The 20,302-nt window shown below is 44.6% G+C and carries 16 protein-coding genes; 7 read left to right on the forward strand and 9 right to left on the reverse strand.

Annotated elements, in window-relative coordinates; all coding sequences use genetic code 11:
- Positions 1–666: DNA polymerase III subunit beta (dnaN, locus tag VB714_RS07435; RefSeq protein ID WP_323222664.1), on the forward strand; the 666-nt coding region annotated here is incomplete at its 5' end.
- Between the two features lie 212 nt (positions 667–878).
- Entirely contained in the window at positions 879–1,817 is a 939-nt protein-coding gene (locus VB714_RS07440) for a hypothetical protein (RefSeq protein ID WP_323222666.1), read from the forward strand.
- 31 nt (positions 1,818–1,848) lie between these two features.
- On the opposite strand, the gene VB714_RS07445 is transcribed toward VB714_RS07440, so the two are convergent.
- Entirely contained in the window at positions 1,849–2,223 is a 375-nt protein-coding gene (locus VB714_RS07445; RefSeq protein WP_323222668.1) for a hypothetical protein, read from the reverse strand.
- 556 nt (positions 2,224–2,779) lie between these two features.
- Between VB714_RS07445 and topA the strand changes: the two genes are divergently transcribed.
- Together topA and VB714_RS07455 are read left to right on the forward strand one after the other, a co-directional pair.
- The gene (gene topA / locus VB714_RS07450; RefSeq protein ID WP_323222669.1) at positions 2,780–5,437 is read left to right on the forward strand and encodes a type I DNA topoisomerase; all 2,658 of its coding nucleotides are present in this window, start codon (positions 2,780–2,782) and stop codon (positions 5,435–5,437) included.
- Positions 5,434–6,003, forward strand: a complete 570-nt coding sequence (locus tag VB714_RS07455) for a Uma2 family endonuclease (protein ID WP_323222671.1) — start codon at positions 5,434–5,436, stop codon at positions 6,001–6,003. The genes topA and VB714_RS07455 overlap by 4 nt, the downstream gene beginning before the upstream one ends.
- Before the next feature lie 152 nt (positions 6,004–6,155).
- Here VB714_RS07455 and VB714_RS07460 read toward each other — a convergent pair whose 3' ends face one another.
- A complete protein-coding gene (locus VB714_RS07460; protein ID WP_323222672.1) occupies positions 6,156–8,525 on the reverse strand; it encodes an EAL domain-containing protein in 2,370 nt (789 codons plus the stop codon).
- A gap of 302 nt (positions 8,526–8,827) precedes the next feature.
- Between VB714_RS07460 and VB714_RS07465 the strand changes: the two genes are divergently transcribed.
- A complete protein-coding gene (locus VB714_RS07465; RefSeq protein WP_323222674.1) occupies positions 8,828–9,001 on the forward strand; it encodes a hypothetical protein in 174 nt (57 codons plus the stop codon).
- Positions 9,002–9,106: 105 nt separating this feature from the next.
- Here the strand turns inward: VB714_RS07465 and VB714_RS07470 are convergent, their stop codons facing one another.
- From VB714_RS07470 to VB714_RS07490, 5 genes are all read right to left on the reverse strand, one after another.
- Positions 9,107–10,315, reverse strand: coding sequence for a WD40 repeat domain-containing protein (locus VB714_RS07470; protein WP_323222676.1), 1,209 nt, complete (start codon positions 10,313–10,315; stop codon positions 9,107–9,109).
- 18 nt (positions 10,316–10,333) lie between these two features.
- Positions 10,334–11,521 carry a glycosyltransferase family 4 protein gene (locus tag VB714_RS07475; RefSeq protein ID WP_323222678.1) on the reverse strand — a complete coding sequence of 396 codons (1,188 nt, stop codon included), beginning with the start codon at positions 11,519–11,521 and terminating at the stop codon, positions 10,334–10,336.
- A gap of 42 nt (positions 11,522–11,563) precedes the next feature.
- On the reverse strand, positions 11,564–12,397 hold the full coding sequence (locus tag VB714_RS07480; RefSeq protein WP_323222679.1) for an inositol monophosphatase family protein: 834 nt from the start codon (positions 12,395–12,397) through the stop codon (positions 11,564–11,566).
- A 54-nt stretch (positions 12,398–12,451) separates the two neighbouring features.
- Positions 12,452–13,894, reverse strand: coding sequence for a BCD family MFS transporter (locus tag VB714_RS07485; RefSeq protein ID WP_323222680.1), 1,443 nt, complete (start codon positions 13,892–13,894; stop codon positions 12,452–12,454).
- A gap of 95 nt (positions 13,895–13,989) precedes the next feature.
- Positions 13,990–14,166 carry a DUF4351 domain-containing protein gene (locus tag VB714_RS07490; protein ID WP_323222682.1) on the reverse strand — a complete coding sequence of 59 codons (177 nt, stop codon included), beginning with the start codon at positions 14,164–14,166 and terminating at the stop codon, positions 13,990–13,992.
- 56 nt (positions 14,167–14,222) lie between these two features.
- Between VB714_RS07490 and VB714_RS07495 the strand changes: the two genes are divergently transcribed.
- Positions 14,223–14,528, forward strand: coding sequence for a hypothetical protein (locus VB714_RS07495; protein WP_323222684.1), 306 nt, complete (start codon positions 14,223–14,225; stop codon positions 14,526–14,528).
- Positions 14,529–14,619: 91 nt separating this feature from the next.
- On the opposite strand, the gene VB714_RS07500 is transcribed toward VB714_RS07495, so the two are convergent.
- Positions 14,620–18,600, reverse strand: a complete 3,981-nt coding sequence (locus VB714_RS07500) for a CHAT domain-containing protein (protein ID WP_323222686.1) — start codon at positions 18,598–18,600, stop codon at positions 14,620–14,622.
- 70 nt (positions 18,601–18,670) lie between these two features.
- A complete protein-coding gene (locus VB714_RS07505) occupies positions 18,671–19,081 on the reverse strand; it encodes a hypothetical protein (protein ID WP_323222688.1) in 411 nt (136 codons plus the stop codon).
- A 59-nt stretch (positions 19,082–19,140) separates the two neighbouring features.
- Here VB714_RS07505 and cofH point away from each other — a divergent pair, with 59 nt between their 5' ends.
- Positions 19,141–20,280, forward strand: coding sequence for a 7,8-didemethyl-8-hydroxy-5-deazariboflavin synthase subunit CofH (gene cofH / locus VB714_RS07510; RefSeq protein ID WP_323222690.1), 1,140 nt, complete (start codon positions 19,141–19,143; stop codon positions 20,278–20,280).
- The last annotated feature ends 22 nt before the right edge of the window (positions 20,281–20,302 follow it).

Here is a 20,302-nt window from a genome sequence, read left to right on the forward strand (position 1 = left end):
ACCTTGAGAGATCGAGGTGATGAGGGTGATGGGGATGATGGGGATGATGGGGATGATGGGGATGATGGGGGTGATGGGGGTGATGGGGGTGATGGGGATTTGTATACAACGTCCTTAGAGGTGACTATTCCTGCGCGGGCATTGCGAGAAGTTGAGAAGATTTTGGGAATGCAAAATCAAGAAGGTGGAGTAATGTTAAAAATGGATGATTCTCAAGTCATTTTTGAATTGGGAAATCGTCGAGTCGTCAGTCGTAAATTAGAGGGGGCTTATCCTCAATATCGTCAACTGATCCCCCAAGAGTTTAGTAACCAAGTTACCGTCGATCGCAAGCAATTCCAAAGTGCTTTAGAACGTATTTCTGTATTAGTTGATTCTAAAAATAACGTTGTGCGTTGCGCGATCGACAAGGAAAATCAAGAAATTTTCCTCTCGGTAGAATCTCAAGACCTCGGAAGCGGACGAGAAGCAATGCCCGCACAAATTACCAGCGACGAACCCCCGGAAATTGCATTTAATGTTAAGTATTTAATGGATGGATTAAAAGCACTTTCAAGTCAGGAAATTACAATCTATCTCAATGCAGCAACTCAACCCGTTATCTTCAAGCCTTTGAGTGGTTTAAAAATGACCTATTTAGCAATGCCCGTTCAGTTGCGAGACTAATTTTCTATTTTCTTTTTCTTTAAGGTATAGGGATAAAAGAAGAAGGATTGACCATTCCTGAATCCATTTCAATTTGTGAGTATATTGAGGCTTAGATAGAATTCAGACACAACAAAATAATCACCGCGATCGCATTATTTGTACCAGTCATTCACATAATTTCACAAACAAAACTGCTACAATATCAAAATTGTTGAAAAATTCAACTATCAATGACTCGCCAACCCCACGATCAATTCGCCAAACAATATCTTGAAGGGCTACTCTCACCTCTCGGCGAAGTCAAAATCAGCCAAGAGGTGTCCTCAGAAGTGCGTCAAGTGGATGTTTACTTTTCTCCCTCACCCACTCCTCCACCGTCACCCCCAGACTTGGGATTACTCGGGCAAATCGTCGCGACTCCTTGTTCTCTCGAACCCTTCCGCAACCAACCCAGTAACACCGATATTCGTAACTGTATGTTGAAACTGTACTCTCTCCACAGTCAACTACAGCGCCAAGCCAAACGAAGCAATCGCACTCTCACAGAAAACGATCTCCCGCAATTGTGGATTCTCACCCCTTCAGCCAGCGATCGCCTTCTCAAGAGCTTTTGTTTCTCCCGTAAGGACAAATGGGAACAAGGAGTCTATTTTCTCGGAGAAGCGCCAAAAACAGCCCTCATCGCCATTAACTGCTTACCCGAAACCCCAGAAACTCTCTGGCTGAGAATATTAGGCAAAGGCAAAATTCAAGAACGCGCTATCCTAGAATTAGTCGCACTCGCAAGAAATAATCCCTTGCGAAGTCACGCCCTAGAACAAGTCGCCATTTGGCGAGTTAATTTGGAAATGCAAGCCAATCCTACCGCAGAAGAACGGGAGTTAATCATGACACTATCCCCAGCTTATCTCCAATGGCGAGAAGAAACCTTACAACAGGGATTGCAACAAGGATTGCAACAAGGATTGCAACAAGGACAGCGTATGATGTTAGAAAATATCGCGATCGTGCGCTTTGGGTCGGTAGATGAAGAATTAACAAACATTATCGATCGCCTCTTACAATTGCCCTCCCGAGAAGCCGTTTCCCTGCTCCTGCAATCCACCCGCACAGAACTATTAGAATGGTTGAGAAACCCAGAATTGAGTAATCCAAAACGCAAATCTTAAAATCACTTCATCAACGCGATCGCATTTTTGATTAAGCGGAAATAACAGTAACGCGATCGGATTCTGACGCGATCGCTTTTTTTCCTCTTCCTGTCGAACAGCGAACCGCTAAAGAGTTAGTTGTTCCCAAAGTTTCCACTAAAGTTTCCCACTCATCGCCGAATGGACTTTTATCATCCAAACTCCTTAACTTTAAGGTTTTAAGTAACAAACAAATCTCTAATCCATTGACGCTTCTCATGTATCTAAGTTGCGGATCGTATCCCATTGCTTCAAGTTTTGCGATCGCCTCCGATGGAGAGATATCTTTAAGATCGTTCAAATTGATGAATAAATAACTGTAACCTGCTAAGGGAATACCAATTTCATAGCGATTTAATCCCACAAAAGGTTTGAAAGTTGTCATTTCTTTTTACTCCTATTCGTATGATCGAAAATGACATAGCCATCTTTTAGATCGACGACTGACACGCTCTACACTCATCAGTCTTGCCTTTACCTTATGAGAAATTTCCAAACAGTTGCGGCGAGCTTCATTCTCATTATCACCCCACACCTGCTCGTCCCATTCCTCTAGTTTAGCCTCTGGATCTTCTAAATACTCTGGTTCTTCAGGCAAAGGATCGACCATGAGATTTATCGTTGACAATTTCAGCATTATAACCCGTGATGTTACTCGATCGTACAACGATGAAACGAGGCGATCGCGCAAATTCAGCAGAAGTTAAATTTCACCCCAAATCTCACTTTAAAGACAAAGAAGAAATGTAAAGAGAAGCGATTTTTCCTCTCAGCAAAATTTTTTCCTTCTTCCCCATTTTTGTTGGGATATGGTATTGATAGGAAAAAGCGGCACAAATGCAGAATCCTGTTTTGCTTATCGTCTATGCAGGGTAATCGTCTACCCCAAGCCCTTTGTAGGGGCGTTAAATACAACGTCCGTATATTTATCATTAACGCCAATGTCAACCCTTGTTATTGTCGAATCGCCCACTAAAGCGCGGACTATCCGCAATTACTTACCCAATGGCTACCGCGTCGAAGCCTCGATGGGTCATGTTCGCGATTTGCCTTCCTCTGCTGATGAAATTCCCCCCGCCCACAAGGACAAGGACTGGGCAAAATTAGGTGTTGATGTCAAAAATAAATTTGCCCCTCTCTATGTCGTCCCCAAGACCAAGAAGAAGGTCGTTAAGGAACTCAAGGAAGCCCTGAAGGTGGCTGACGAACTCATCCTCGCTACTGATGAAGATCGCGAAGGAGAAAGCATCTCTTGGCACTTGCTGCAACTCCTGAAGCCAAAGGTGCCGACTAAACGCATGGTTTTCCACGAAATTACTGAGGATGCCATTCAAAAAGCATTGCAAAATTGTCGGGAAATTGACGAAAATTTAGTTCGCGCCCAAGAAACTCGCCGCATTTTAGATCGTTTGGTGGGTTACACTCTCTCTCCTCTTCTCTGGAAGAAAATTGCTTACGGTTTGTCCGCCGGTCGCGTCCAGTCGGTATCAGTACGCTTGCTCGTCCATCGGGAACGAGAACGCCGCGCCTTTATGTCTGGGGGATATTGGGATTTAAAAGCCACCTTGGACCAAAATGAGAACCTGTTTGAAGCTAAACTCGTCACCTTGAAGGGGAAAAAACTGGTAACGGGGAGTGATTTTGACCCCAATACCGGACAAATTGCTAAGGGCAAAGATGTGGTTCTATTGAATGAGGAAGAAGCCACCGCACTGCACGATCGCCTAATTGATAAAACTTGGAAAGTTGCCAATATTGAAGAACGTCCCACCAAACGCCGCCCCTATCCTCCTTTTACCACCTCTACTCTGCAACAGGATGCCAACCGCAAATTAGGCTTATCGGCGCGGGATACCATGCGGACGGCGCAGAAACTGTATGAAGAAGGCTACATTACTTATATGCGGACTGACTCCGTGCATTTGTCCGATGAGGCGATCGCGGCGGCGCGATCCTGCGTTGAGAAAAAATACGGCAAGGAATATCTCAGCCCCAAACCAAAACAGTACACCACCAAAAGTAAAGGGGCGCAGGAAGCACACGAAGCTATTCGCCCGGCGGGTTCTACCTTTCGCACCCCCAAAGAAACCCGGTTAAGCGATCGCGAATTCCGACTTTACGATCTAATTTGGAAGCGGACGGTGGCTTGTCAGATGGCGGATGCTCGTCTCACACAAATCACAGTCAATATTGAGGTAGAAGATGCGGGATTTCGCGCTAACGGCAAGCGCATAGATTTTCCTGGTTTTTTCCGCGCCTATGTGGAAGGTTCTGACGATCCCGATGCCGCTTTGGAAAACCAAGAGGTGTTGTTACCCACTTTAAAAGCGGGGGATACGCCTAAATGTAACGAATTAGAAGTCCTACAACATGAAACCAAGCCTCCTGCCCGCTATTCCGAAGCATCCCTTGTAAAAATGTTGGAAAGTGAGGGTATTGGTCGTCCCAGTACCTATGCGAGTATTATTGGCACTATTGTCGATCGCGGCTATGCCCAAATCCGCAATAAAACCCTAATTCCTACCTTTACCGCTTTTGCTGTCACCAGTTTATTAGAGACACATTTTAACGACTTGGTAGACACTCGTTTTACTTCCCGCATGGAACAAACCCTGGATGATATTGCCACGGGAGAGGTGAAATGGTTGCCCTATTTGGAAGAATTTTATTTAGGGGAAACAGGGTTAGAAAATCAAGTTAAAGTTCGAGAGGAAGAAATCGATCCCGGTGTTGCCAAAGCTGTTAATTTAGAAAATCTCGATGCGAAGGTCAGAATCGGTCGTTTCGGTCCTTATATTGAGGTAGAAAATGGCGAGGAAAAGATTGCGGCTTCTATTCCTCCTGATTTAACTCCGGCAGATTTGAATCCCGAACAAGTTGAAATTTTGATCCGGCAAAAATTGGAAGGTCCTGATAAATTAGGATTACATCCGGAGACAGGAGAACCGATTTATATTCTCACGGGAAATTACGGACCTTACGTGCAGTTAGGGGAAAAAACTGAGGAGAATAAAAAGCCCAAACGTGCCTCGCTTCCCAAAGGAATGAAACAGGAAGATTTGACTCTCGATATTGCTGTTAGTTTATTGGCTTTGCCGCGAACTTTGGGGGTTCATCCCGCAACAGAAGCGAAAATTCAGGCCAATAATGGACGTTTTGGACCTTATGTTGTTCAAACTCAAGGCAAGGAGAAAGATTATCGTTCGATTAAGGCTCCCGATGATGTTTTAACGATTACTTTAGAACGTGCTTTAGAGCTTTTGGCGCAACCGAAAAAAGGACGCGGAAAGGGTTCTAAAACGCCGTTACGGGAGTTAGGAAAACATCCTGATGATGACGCACCGATTAATATTTATGAAGGTCCTTACGGGAAATATATCAAGCATGAAAAAATTAATGTTGGTATTCCCGAAGGAGAAACAGTAGAAAGTGTAACCTTAGAAATGGCTTTGAAGTTGTTGGCCGAAAAAGCAGCAACGAAGAAAACAACGCGAAAATCTACCACGAGGAAATCCACAACAACTAAAGCTAAAAAAACGACCAAAGCTAAAACGACAAGGGCGAAAAAGTCAACTAAAGCGAAGGATGAAGAAAAATGAGTCAAACTCTAGCAAGTATTAGCTGGACGAGTCGCGATTTAGAAGCACTTCCTGATAATGAATGGGTTCGTTATGAGATTATTAATGGAGAACTTTTTATGACGCGATCGCCTCATCGCAGACACCAACAAATTAGCGGCAAAATTTTCCGGCAATTAGATGCTTGGTCTGAGTCTAATAATTTGGGTGAAGCGATTATTATGCCTGGTTTGATTTTCTCTGATGCTGATAATGTCTCGCCGGATGTGGTTTGGGTGAGTCACGAACGATTAGAAGAAATAGAAGATGATGCGGGGCATTTATGTGGTGCGCCTGAATTGGTGGTAGAAGTGATTTCGCGAGGAGGACAAAATGAACGCCGCGATCGCACTGCTAAACTCAAACTCTATTCGCTACAAGGAGTGAGAGAATATTGGATCGTCGATCGCTTTAACCGACAAGTAGAAGTTTATCGGCGAGAAAATGCCCAGTTAAGTTTAGCTGCAACGTTATTTGCTGAAGATGAAATAAATTCGCCTTTTTTACCTGGATTTTCCTGCGCGATCGCCTGCTTTTTTCCACATTAATAGCTAGTATTATAGTTGATAGTTGATAGTTGATAGTTGATAGTTGATAGTTGATAGTTGATAGTTGATAGTTGATAGTTGATAGTTGATAGTTGATAGTTGATAGTTGATAGTTGATAGTTGATAGTTGATAGTTGATAGTTAATAGGAGATCATTGAAAAAGAGGATTTTGAATTAATAAAGTCTCAGCAGCGATCGCGTCGAGGGGTTTAGAAAATAAATAGCCTTGTCCGTAATCGCATTGAAGCTGTCGTAATTGCAGAAATTGCTCCTGGGTTTCAATGCCTTCCGCGACTACGGTAATCTCTAAACTTCGAGCTAATTCTAAAATAGTTTTGATGATATTTAAACTTTCTGATTCGTAAGTTAATCCTTTCACAAAAGATTTATCGATTTTTAATAAATTGAGGGGAAAGCGATGCAACCGTCTCAAGGAAGAATAACCAATCCCAAAATCATCTAAACTCAAGTTAACCCCCAAAGCTCTTAATTGATTCAGAATTGCGATCGCATCTTCTTCATTAGCGGTTAAACTACTTTCAGTGATTTCCAACTTTAAACAGTGACTATCCAACCCAGTAGCCTCAAGTACCGAACGAACTTGCGTCACCAATTCTGGCTGCAAAAGTTGACTGGGAGAGAGATTGACCGCTACAATTAACCCAGAGCAATGCTTCAATTGAGTTTGCCAAGTCTGCAATTGATAACAGGCTTTATACAATACCCATTGTCCCAAAAGATCGATTAAACCCGTTTCTTCGGCTAGGGGAATAAATTCAATAGGAGACACTAAACCGCGCTGGGGATGCTGCCAGCGCACTAGGGCTTCAAAGCCAATAATTCTACCCGTCTCAAGTTTAATAATCGGTTGATAATGAAGGCGAAATTCTTGCTCTAATCGAGTCTCAATACCCCCAAGGGCTTGACGAAAATCACTTTCAAGCTGCCACAGGGAAATTGCAGCCTGATGGAGTTGTGGGTTGAAAATAGCATGGCGCTGCTTACCTTGCAGTTTGGCTTGATACATGGCAATACGAGCGTGGTTTAACAACTCTTCTGGGCAGTGTGTGGATTCCCAAGATAGGGCGATGCCAATACTAATACGACTAAATGCTTGCTGTTCTTCTAGTTGAAAGGTCGTTTGTAAACACTCGTCAATAGTGCGAGCCAAAAAAATCACTGTAGCGCTGCTGGCAGGATAGGGATAAAAAATGAGAAATTCATCTGCACCCCAACGCCCTAACAGACATTCTCCAAATAATGAACCTTTGAGAATCTCCCGCAGGCGATCGCTCACAGCCAAGAGCAAGCGATCGCTCGATCCTTGACCCCGATCGGCGTTCAGATCGCCAAAGCGATCCAGATTCAGCACCAAGAAGGCGTATTTTTCCTCTTTTTTAACTCCAACTCGTTTTAATTGTTGCAAAAAGTAGGAATGTTTTGGCAATCCTGTCAAGGAATCGTAGAAGATTGCCCGCACGGCGATCGCTCTCATTTGGACGAGACGCTGCAAGAGGGTGACGAAAACAGTAACGCTCAATACCGCGATGGGGGCAACGACGGGCAGGAGATATTTCCCATAAAAACCCAAACCGCACAAAAGTAACCAACCAACGATCGCCCCCAAACTCAGAGCGATTTGCGTTCGCATCCGCTTCGGCGTTAAGTTAAAACTGAGGAGAGTGCCGATCGCCCCATAAATCAACCAAGCGGCGATCGCATTGGTGGGGTATAGGGAATGAAAAAAACCGCGTCCCAAGAGATTATCAATCGTGGCGGCGTGCAGGTAAACGCCATTGGTGGGTGGATCGACATCATAGGGGGTTTTCAGGGGATCGAAACCCATGGCCGTCGCTCCCACCAAAACAATTTTATCGGTAAAGGCAGACTCGGGAACTTTACCCCGAATTGTATCTGCTAGGGAATATTGCGTTGCTTCTCTTGCCTTTCCCGGCCAGTCGATCCAGAGAGGGCGATTTAATTGCGGTAAACTTAACTCCAAGGATTTAATAGAGGTGACGGCTAAACCCAAACTGAGAAAGCCTTGGACTTTAGGTTCGATCGCCTGGGTCGTACCGGATAAATTTTGAGTGAGGGCAATGTAACCCTCGGCGATCGCGGCTTGTTGCAGAGATGGGGGAGAATGCAATAAGCGACCGTTTCGATTCCAAGCGACGGGAAGAATGACAGGAATACCCTGTTTCATGCCTTGGGCTAAAAGGTCATCTTCTTGGGTGTCCTCCGGCATCAGCACGTCAAAAACAATGGCTTGGGGCTGCGATCGCTTTAAAATAGCGAGTAATTTGGTGTAGGGCGATCGCGACCAAGAAAGGGTTTCTAATTCTTCAATCGCTTTTTCATCAATGCCAACAATTACGATGCGATCGTCCCAACTTCGCGACCCTCGCAGGCGAAATAACAAAGTATTGGCTCGATTTTCCAAGGGTTCAATAAACCCTGCGATTTGCAATCCTCCAACGGCTAACGCAGCAGCAACTCCGCCGAAAAAACGCTGCCACATTCGGATTTCAGATCCTCTGTTGCATCGGAATTGCTGAAAAAATGCCTGCCAACTCATAAGGATATCGCATTCAAGAAAAGAGAAAATCCAGTTACATTATTGACCTAGATTTAAACCCAGATCGATAAGATTCTCCTATTCTGACACGCTGTTCGCAAAAAAAGGTCTTCTCAAATCAGAAAAAACTCTTCGGATTAGCAATAGAGATACTCTTTTTGCCTTTTTAACATCGGATTTACTCTTTTAGCAGAGGAAAAAGAGAAGAAAGAGGAAAATATTGGCGATTTATTTTCCTCTACCGATTGACAACACTAACTACACAAACAACACTTACAATTTTCGCCATTCACATCACAACACTGACAGCAGCGAGTTGCGAAATTATTAATCTCTGGGGACGCGAAACAATTTACTTTTCCCAGCAAGGAGACGGCCATGAAAATAGTCAAAAAACATTTGGCTTTGACCACGAGTAGCACCCTGAAAATTTGCGTTTATGTTTACATTCCTCCCAGTTCACAAAGATGCGATCCTGCGGAGCAATAATCTTGAGAAGTTTTTTATTTTTCTCTCGATGAAGTTTATTTTACGCCCCAAATTTTAATTATTCCATCCCGACTTCCACTGAAAAGTCCCTGACCCTCTGGATCGATCTCTACGGCAATTACGGAGTCTAAATGGCCTTGTAAACTATATTGCAGTCGTTTGGTTCGCAAATCCCAAATTTTAATGGTTTTATCGCTACCACCGCTAAAAATGGTTTGTTCGTCTGGACTCAGACAAAGAGCGTTGACTGCTCCCAAATGACCGATAAAGCGATGTTTTAATTGCCCCGTGGACAAGTCCCAGACTCCAATGGTTTTATCAATACTGCAACTGAAAAGGGTTTGGCGATCGCGGCTCCAACATAATCCTGTAATGCCCTCTCGATGGGCGAGAAAATGTCGGTACATTTGTCCGCTTGCCAGTTCCCAAACTTGAATTGTGCCGTCGCCATTGCCACTGGCAACGAACTGCGATCGCCCATCGATGGCAAGGGTATCGAGGGAATTTGCCGCTCCGGTGAGGGTTCGCAAGAGGTTCCCCGTACTGGTGTCCCAAAGGCTGAGAGTGCAGCCAATACCGCCGCTCAGGGCAGTTTTCCCATCGGCAGTGAGGGACAGGGATTTAACAAAATTGGCGCGACCTGCCATTGTTCGTAACAAACGACCGGTTTTTAAATGCCAAATATTAATGGTGCGATCGCGACTGCCCGAGGCGATGATGTTACCATTCCTGGGAATCGCAACCGCCGAAACCCAGTCGGAATGACCGATCAAAGAATTCTTTTGCTGTCCGGTGCTAATATCCCAAACCCCTAACGTTTTATCTCGACTGCTACTCACTAAAATTTCACCATCGGGACTGACGGCTAAATCCGTCACTTCTGCAATGTGAGCTTGTATGGTAAAAATACAGCTAAACAGTTGCCAAGGGTTATAAGTTCTCAAGGACAGCAAAATCTTTAATTCTGTTCTCTTCTGTTCTTGTAAATATTGGCGTAACAAACAGTAGGCAAACCAGCAAACTCGCGGAGAGGGATCGTGTAGGGCAGCGATCGCCAGATCGATGCCTGGGGAACCGTATTGTAGAACGTCCCCTAGGGCAGATAAGCGCAGATTTTCGTCTCGACTCTCGAAGCGAACTTTCAGCCCAGGCAATCCCCCTAAAACCGCACTCCCTCGCGGCAAGGAAGACTGTCCGCCCAGAACGGCATCATAGGGTTTGAGGGGTTGGCGATGGTTGTGCATGATGAGAGGATTTTTTGATTACCTAAGGAGATGCGATCGCTCTTGAACCACACGCTTGTAAGTCTTTTCGGTTTCTTGAGCCAAATCGAACCAATTAAAGCGGGCGTGTAAATCCTGATAAGCATTATCGATCAACCATTGAGCATATCCAGGATTTTTGAGGACTTCGAGAATGCCCCAAGCGAGGGAGTCGGGGTTATTGGTTTGGGTGACTATTCCGGTTTTGGTATGGCGCACGACTTCGGGTAAACCGCCAGTGTCGGAAACTACGGCGGGAACCCTAGCAGCAAAACTTTCTAAGACTACAATACCAAAAGGTTCGTACAAACTGGGGAAAACTGCACAATCAGCAATGGTTTGGAAGCGATCGAGGTCTTCTTCGGACATGAAGCCAGTGAAGTAACAATTGTTCCAAATTCCTGTATTCCATGCCTGTTCTTTGAGGCGATCGGTATTGCCGCCGCCAATAATCACAAATTTAGTATGTCCCCCCATTTCGGCAAGGACTTTAGGGGCTGAGGCGATGAGAACAGACATACCTTTTTCATAAGTCATGCGCCCTAAATAGTAGACAATCTTTTCGCGATCCTCGGCGAAACGGCGACGAAAATGGGTCAAGTTAAAATTCGGATCTCGTTCTTTTTTATGGGGGCGAATGCCATTATAAACAATGTCGATTTTATCCCCAGGAGTGCCAAAAGCCCGCCCGAGTTCTTCTTTCATATAATGGCTGCAAACAATGACCCGCCAGGCTTCATAAATGAGATTGTATTCTTTGCCGTGAATGTAGCGATGAGTATCGTTATAGAGACCGTTATAGCGACCGTACTCCGTGGCGTGAATGGTGGCGATGAGGGGCAGTTTAAAGGCGTGTTTGAGGGCGATCGCCGCATCTCCCACTAACCAATCGTGGGCGTGGATGAGGGCAAAATCCCCCTTGTCTCGCAATAATTGACCGCCATAGCTGCCCATACTTTCATTCATATTTGCCACCCAATGAAAGAAGTCATTTCCGGGGGGGACGGCGACGCGATGAAGATGAACCCCCTCAACGATTTCATTGCGGGGGGTGGAGCCAAATTCGACGGTAACGAGGTGAATTTCGTGACCTAACTGAACAAATTCTGGATACAATTCGGCAACGTGACGGGCAATGCCTCCAACAATGCGGGGGGGAAATTCCCAAGCTAAGACTAAAATCCTCATCGATTATGCAAACCTTAATTTAATCAAAAACAATAAACTCACTCAAATTCTATATTGACGAACAACGCGATCGCCAATAAAGCCCACCAAGGGTTTAAAAATGGGGCTGAGTTCGGCGCGACTGAGTGCCAAACTGGGAAAAGGGCGGCTGCCATAATCCTGTCCTATTTTCAAGGGAAAAACCCGGTTGGGTTCGAGGTGAACGAAGGCTCCCCCCGCACCCTGTAGGATGGCCCAAACTGCGGCAATATCCCAGATTTTAGGGGTTGCTTCCACTCCCCCCAGGGATGCCCCGCAAGCGACGAGGGCAAGGTTATAACTGGCAACGCCGATGGAACGAAATTTACAGGGAAAGGGATTTTTGAGAATATCCAGACTGCGGGCGCAGAAGTTAAATAAATGATTGAAACTGGGGTCATCTGGGCTGGTATGAATGGTTTTCCCGTTTAAGTAAGCGCCTTTTGGCATGATCAGATCGGTTTGACCCGACCAATAGCCGTAAAAGACTTGGCGCAGGGGGGGGAAATTCAGGAAGCCAAAGACGGGGGTGCCGCGATAGAGTAAGCCCAAGGATATGCCCCAAACGGGAATTCCTCGCGTAAAGTTGGTGGTGCCGTCGATGGGGTCTACCACCCAGCACCAGTCTCGATCGGGGAGGGTGTGAGTGGTTTCTTCAGTGAGAATGCCATGATCGGGAAAAGTGGCCGCGATCGCGCTGCGAATTTCGCGATCGCACCAGCGATCGGACTCAGTGACTAAGCTACCATCGCTTTTGCGATCGGCGCTAACCTGGCCAAAGTCTCGCATCAAGCGATGTCCCAATCCTTCCGTGGTTGTTTTACAAAAATCTAAAACCCGATACCAAAACTCTGCCATGACCTGATTCCCTTAGCGATTGACTATCAACTATCAACCATCAACTATCAACTACTATCCATCTAACTCGCTTTCCATGATCGTTGCAATAGCTTGTTTGGAGGTAGATTGGAATTCTTGGACATCAACGCGATCCAAAATGGCGATCGCCAGCAACATTCCCAGGGCTTGCAGGACAAAAACGGAACTATAAGCCAGGAGAGGGGCTTTAAAGAGAAATCTACCTAAGTCTAGAATAGAGCCTCCCGACCAAATGGCGATCGCCCGAGCCAGGGCTTGAGCCAGTCCCCAGACTCCGATAAAGGTGCCCGCCGTTTCTGCTGCTGTCAAGTCTAGCATGAGGCTAATGGCTCCAATGGTGGCAAAACCGGCGGCGATCCCAAAGACGAACATGGCGCTTTTTAAGGCGAGGGGGTTTTGGGTAAACCCTGCACTAATAATAATCAGGAAACAAATTGCGACCAATAAGCAACCCAGTTTGGTGGTGTTTTTTTTGCCCAAACGCGGCACCACTAAAAAGCCCGTGGTACCGTAGCCCAATAAAATCCCCATACCCCAGAAGGAGTTGAGGGCAGTAGTTTCCCCGATGGACATCCCGAAAACTTCCCCACCGTAGGGTTCTAAGACTGCTTCTTGCAAAAATAACCCAATGGTCATAACCAGTAGAAAAGAGAAGAAAAAGCCCGTTTGACGGCTGGAGGTGAGGACTTTGAGGGCTTTACCCAGGGTCATGCCATCGCTTCTCTCGTTGAAGGACGATCGCGACGCATATAAGGAATAGCGTTTCTCGACTCCCCAGGTGGCGATCGCGGCGAGTCCCCAGACGATACAGGGGACAATGAGGAAAAGGGTATTAATGGGACCTTGGAGGGCTTCTAGGGGGGTAAGGGTTCCCACTTGGTCGATGTTTTTGAGGAAGACTTTACCACTGATGCCGCCAATCACAATTCCCACCATTAACATAGACCAGACAATGGCGACAATTTTGGAGCGATTGTCTTCTTCGGAAATATCGACTAACATCGCGGTAAAGGGGGTAGAACTGGCGCTGACGGCTAAACCATAAAGGGCAAAAATCCCTGCTAATAAGATTGTTAACAATGTCGTTTGCTGATTCCAGACCCAACCTCCTGTTGTTTCCATCACTCTAGCCAGTTGCCAAACTACTTGCACCGCAGCAAAGACCATCACGCCAAAGACGGCGGTACCGGTGAGGACGTAACCGGTGCGGTGAGTACCAAAGAGAGGTTTTGCGTCGGAGAGTTGCCCGAACCAAACCCGTGCGGGGGCGATAAAATAAGGAGCAGCAATGACTCCTGCTGTAACGCCTCCAGGGATGCCGAGTTCGCTAATCATGACTCGGTTGAGAACTGCAACGGTAAGGACGGACATCATCCCCAGTCCTAGGTTAAAGAGTCCCAAACGGAAGATGGTGGGGAGTTCAATTTGGGGTTTGGGGGGAATCTCGGGTTTCAATAAATCGTCGGTGGTTATCATTGGAAAATTGCGATCGCATTGTTGGATTTTACTGTAAATAGTAGAGAGGTTAAATTTAACCTCTCTACTTATCTGCGATCGCGATGCAAATTGCCTTATTCATTAGTGGTTGAGTTTTCCTTCTCCAACCACTGCAACAAATCCTCCAAAGTCGCAAAATCAAACTGTGCATCCGTCAGCTTTTCCAACTGCAAAAGAGATAGATTGGCTATCTTTTCCTGTATATTATGCAGTATTATAGTTTGTTGATTGACCTGTAGTCTTGTTTTCATAGAAATGCTTAAAGTGGTGTTATTTTTTTGATGCACTTTAATATGTTATTTTTTGTATGTTACTTTTTGTCGTAATTTTTAATTGTACTCTTGCTCTCATAAATTTCTATGTCGCATGGAAAATTCTGCGTTTGCGAAAAACCCTCGCTAATGTCACGCAAACTCTCATTTCTCTCGATCGCACTCTTTATAATATCTTTCATCCTGCACCAGGTTATATTTATAAAGCACAGCAAGGAAGCGCTGCACTTCGCGATCGCTACAGTAAACTAGAACAACAACTTCAACAAGTTAAAAAACTCCTAAACCTCCTCAATATTATTCTCGGAATCTGGCCGAAGATTAGTAGAAAGCAAAGTTGATAGTTGATAGTTGATAGTTGATAGTTGATAGTTGATAGTTGATAGTTGATAGTTGATAGTTGATAACTGATAACTGATAACTGATAACTGATTACCAAGGGCTACCAATTAAAGTAAACCCACTCCAAAAATAAGGGTGACGGAAATCAAGATCGCCCAATTCTGCTAATTCGGGAGTGAGGGGAAAACTGGTATCAGAGATGAAAATATTACCTCCTGCTAATCTTGTTTCTCCGCGTAACATTGCCAACTGCGCTTGACGTAGGGCTTCAACTTTAATAGGTGCATCTCGTAGGTAATCGTAAAAGCCCCCCATTAAAGCCAGAGTGCCTTCATCGCTAACATACCACAAACTCCCTAAAGCTGATTTGACCCCTGCTGCGACGGCTAACCCCGCAAAACCCAATTCTGCTTCTGCATCCCCCAATGCTGTCCGACAAGCACTCAAAACCAATAATTCCGTAGCAGGGTTATTGAGGTTCAACTCTCGGAGGCGATCGAGGGGAAGTTTGCGATCGCCCAGTAGAATATAAGATTGACTGGGTTTTCCGGTTGTAAATTCGGCGTGAGTTCCCAAATGGACGATGCCGTAAGGTGTTTGCTGACGTTCGCTTTTGAGCTTTTCTAAATTAAATCCTTCATTGAGAAAAAATTCTCCTGGCCAAGATTTGCCAATAATCTCTAATTCTAAAGGAACGGCGGGTAAAGGGCTTTGGCTGGTAAACTCAGAGGCTCCCATCGCTAGAATTTCAATATTCCTCACATCTTTGTAAATTGTATCTGTGAGAGAAATACTGGGCATTAAACCCACAGAATAACGTTCGATGAGGAATTTCTCACCATCGTGAAGAGCAGCGATGGGGAGCGATCGCAAGCCGGAATGCAGAATAAAGGCAATATTATCAATTTCTCGTGCTTTGAGGTCGGCTTCGAGAGGCTCCACGATCCATTGGTACAATTGGCGAGAAGAGGGGAGGAAAGAGGTGGGACGGTTAACATTAGTAATTGTACTTCGGAATCGATCGGCTTGTTGCATTACCCGCTCTCGGGTAGCTTCGGGTAATTGTCGCACGACAACTTCATCATTAGTTGTAACCATCACCAATTGTAAGATATCCCGATCGCCGATATTGGAGGATTGAGATAATTCTAAGCCGCGATCGCTAAAGTGGAGGAGATCGGCGGAAGCAAAAAGGGTTTCGGAAGGGCGATCGGCGATCGCGGAACCGGAAAACATCACATAAACGATAGCAGGATTCCTGCCTGTTTTTTTGGCAATATCTCGCAAGATGTCCTGCACTTCTTCAAGGGTTGGAGTCTCAACATCATCCAAGTTAAAATAGTCTGTAAATTCCTGGGCGATCGCCCCTTCAATTTCCTCTACTCCAGGATCGAAGAGAGAATTTCCCGACTGATTTTCTACAATGGGGTTTTTGTAATTTAAAACCGGTGTTGCTTCATTACATTCAAGCAGACAGGGGTTCTCAAAGGTTGTACTGGAATTTGTACTAGCACTTACGGTTGCTGCATTAGAAGAAACAACGTCACTGGCATTAACATCAAAAATGGCGATCGTGCCGGGGAAATCTGTCGGGGGAGTATAAGTGAGGATATCCCCAGGAGAGATGGTGATAGAAGACCCGGCGATCGCCGCGCCGTTTAATGTCAAGGTGCCAAGACTGGTAAAATTATCCAAAGTAAAAATAAGATTATCCAAATCCACATCATTAGCCAAAGCAGCGAGATTTTCGTAACTTAAAGTGAGGGTATCTCCCGAACTTACCGTTGCGGAAAACGCGCTTATCGTCGGTGGACTGTTAATGGAAGTAATACTAATTCCAGGAGGTGTTCCCAAAGCGAGTCCTCCATTGGCCAACACTGCAAAAGAACCCGAAGCAAGCTGAGTTGCAGCATTTAGTCCTCCCTTCGTCCCATTTGTCGTTGAACCTCCTACCGTAAAATCAATATTATTAAACCCTCCATCGTGAGTAATGGCGATCGTTCCCGCACCTCTTCCCGTGGAGGTGTCGATTGTATTACCATTGGCTAACATTCCCGATCCTCGCACCAATCCATAGGCATCGATCGCAACCCTTCCTCCCAGGAGAATGTCAGCATCACCTGCCGTGGTATCAATAGTGGTAAAGGTAATATTGCTGCCTGGAGTACGTCCCGAAATAATAGTGACATCACCTCCCCTTGCCATCATACCTCCATCTATATTCCTGCCATGGGTCTCGATCGCCCCAGTAATATCGATCGAACTTCCCGCCGTTAGGGTAATATTTCCTCCTGATGCGGTTGTGCCACCACCAGTAAATTTAGCACTGGTATCGAGGCTACCTGTCGCGATCGCGCCTCCCGCCTGCATGGTAATATTCCCTCCAAAGGCTAACAAACCTGTAGTAACACTCTTAGATGTATCAATTGTTGCTGCGGTTGTATTGATATTACCTCCCGCAATAAGCGCCACATTGAACTGCTTACCACTATTCATGTCACCATTGGTAATATCGGCATTGACGAAAATATCATTGGCAGCATTGAGAGTTAAGGTTAGATTGCCATAAACCGTAGTTGGATTAATCGCCGTGGCAACGGTAATATTTCCCTGTTGATTGCCTGTATTTCCTGTTGTAATTGTAACATTAAAGCCTGTTGCCAAAGCGGTTAAAATATCTGTCACATTAATTTTTGCATCATCACTGGTCGGGGTAAAAATACCACCAGCGAAACCCCCGCCACTGGTCATATTAGTAATGGTAACATTACGAGGATCGAGCAACCATTCTCCTGCATTTCCCGATACTGCACTGGCATCGATAGAAGCACCAAAAACATCTAAATAATTCTTTCCTGAAGTCTCAATAAAGCCTCCATCTCCTCCATTTTGTCCCCCTCTCGCGCTAATACTTCCATAAAACCGAGTTGCATCATCCGACCAAATAATAACCGTTCCCCCATCACCTGTATTCCTAGCATCGGCATTAATGGAAACATTTTCTCCACCAAAATTAAATTGAGCATTGGGAACAGTTCCCCCTCCCAAATAATCTCCACCAACACGAACAATTCCCCCTCCTGTCTCTCCAGAAACATCAATTCGAGCATTATCGAGTAAAGCAACTTTATCGCCTAAAAAATGAACTGTTCCTCCTTCTCCTATCATTCCTGAACTATCAATAATTCCCGTCGAAAGTGCTGTTCCCGCAGCAAAAGGCGCAACAGTTCCCGAATCATTAAATTGTACCGTTTCCTCTCCATTTGCTGTAATTCCCGTATCTGTCCCTGTTAATAACTCTGGCAGATCGATCGCCTGAAAAGCCGCTAAATTTCCTTGACTATCTCGCGGGGGTTCTATCTCTAAACTCAATAAATGTCCTGGTTGATAAATGCGAATTGTGCTGCTGCCAGGAACAGCAGCAATGAGAATATTACCGCCTTCTGTGGTCAGGGTTCCGGTATTAATAACTGCACCACCGAGTAAGGTTAAATTTTGTTCTGGATTTAGGGTTAAATTGCCTGCATTCACAATTGTTCCAGGTTGTTCTAAATCGAAAGCAAATTGAGCAGGATTGCCATTCAAATCAGTATAATTGTTACTACCAGAAACATTAAACCAATGATTCCCACCAAAACCAATTCCTGTGGCTGTTGTTGCCGTAAAATCTCCTGGAACATTTAAACTTGCTCCCGATCCAAATACAATTCCTGCTGGGTTGAGTAAATAGAGGTTGCTATTCCCTCCCGTGACTTCAATTAAACCATTAATAATTGATGGATCGCCCCCAACAATACGACTCAAAATATTTTGAATTTGTGGGTTACTCAGAAACTCAGCAACTTGCCCAGAATTGAGTCCAAATTGCTCAAAACTATGAAATAAATTTGTTCCATCCCCCGATCGCGAACCCCCATCAATGGTAAAATTATCACCAGTTAAATTAACTGTTGTTCCCGTTCCATCATTGGCCGGAGTAATAGATTGAGCAATGACTTTAAGATTTACATTTAAAGTGAGGACTCCGAAAAATGATAGAGTTAAAACTAATAAACTGTTTTGCGATCGCATTGCTTTCACCTCTCTTATATTATAATAGTTTTAAGTTATTAGCGATTAAAACAAATGATAAACAGTAAAATTACTCATTTTTCACCTTCTCTAAATATTTTCGCCATTTTGCTGCCAATTCAATCTCAGTAAAGGGAATTTTAATCGATCGCTCTGAATGCGTCAAACAAAATTCTAACACTGGCGCTCCTTTTTGGGGGAGATTTTCTTCATCAATGGGGCATTCGTTCACTAAAAGACAAATTTTTGCGACATCTTGTAAAGAAAAAGTTTGTAGATTTACTGGTGCTTTTCGAGTCGGTTTTCCCCAGGTAATTTCGCAACCTTTATGCGCCAAAACTGCATAAATGTCATATTTGGCATTATCAAAATTTTTCGCCCAACTTCTATAGGACTCTAATTTTTGATATTCGTTCCATCCTGCCCAAGCTAATCCGAAAAATCCAAATAGCAATGGCAACCAGAGTAACCCTCGTTCCATAAAATCGAGTAAAATAAATCTTAGCAATCATTATAAACGATTTAAAAACAGAATTTAAAATGCTGACCAAAACTCTCGAATCTATTTTAGATGATGCCCTAGCAGGTAAAGATATTACCTCGGAGGATGGGGTTTTTCTCCTCAAAGAGACCCATCCCGAGGCGATCGCCGCGATCCGAGAAACTGGCGATCGCCTGCGTCAGCGCCAAGTGGGAGAAACTGTCACTTATGTGGTTAACCGCAATATTAATTTTACCAATATCTGCGAACAGCATTGCAATTTTTGTGCCTTTCGCAGAGATGTAGGCGATGAAGGGGCATACTGGTTAGACTGGGAACAGATTTTAGAAAAGACTACCGATGCAGTTAAACGCGGTGCAACGGAAATTTGTATGCAAGGGGGATTAAATTTAGAAGCTAAGATCGAGGGTAAATCTCTTCCTTATTATTTGCGTTTGGTGGAGACAATTAAAAGCGAATTTCCGCAAATTCACTTACACGCTTTTTCCCCCCAAGAAGTGCAGTTTATCGCCCGAGAAGATAATTTGTCCTATGCTACGGTTATTGAAGCATTACAAGCGGCGGGAGTCAATTCTCTGCCTGGAACCGCCGCAGAAATTCTCTGCGATCGCATTCGCCGTATTATTTGTCCAGAAAAAATAGATACAAAAACCTGGCTAGAAATTGTTGAAACTGCTCAAAAATTGGGAATGTATACCACCAGTACCATGCTTTCCGGTCATATTGAAAAGCCGGAACAACAAATTATTCATTTAGAACATTTACGCAATTTACAACAAAAAGCAATTAACAATAATTATCCAGCAAAATTTACTGAATTTGTTCTTTTGCCTTTTGTCGGACAATTTGCCCCTCCTAATTTACGCCGTCGAGTCGGGCGAGATCAACCCAATTTAGAAGCCACTTTACAACTAACAGCAGTAGCAAGAATTTATTTGGGAAATTGGATTATTAATCATCAACCCAGTTGGGTAAAATTGGGACTAAAAGGCGAACAAGAAGCCTTAAAATGGGGTTGTAACGATCTGGGCGGCACTCTCATGGAAGAACATATTACTACAATGGCTGGAGCAAAAGGCGGAACAAATATGACCGTGGAATCCTTACAACAAGCAATTATTGCTGGCGATCGCCCTTATCGAGAACGAACAACCTTATATTCTTCAGTTTGCAGTTAATTTGTTAGACAATTCTCTCAGT

The sequence above is a fragment of the Spirulina sp. 06S082 genome (assembly GCF_034932145.1).
Taxonomy (GTDB): domain Bacteria; phylum Cyanobacteriota; class Cyanobacteriia; order Cyanobacteriales; family Spirulinaceae; genus CCY15215.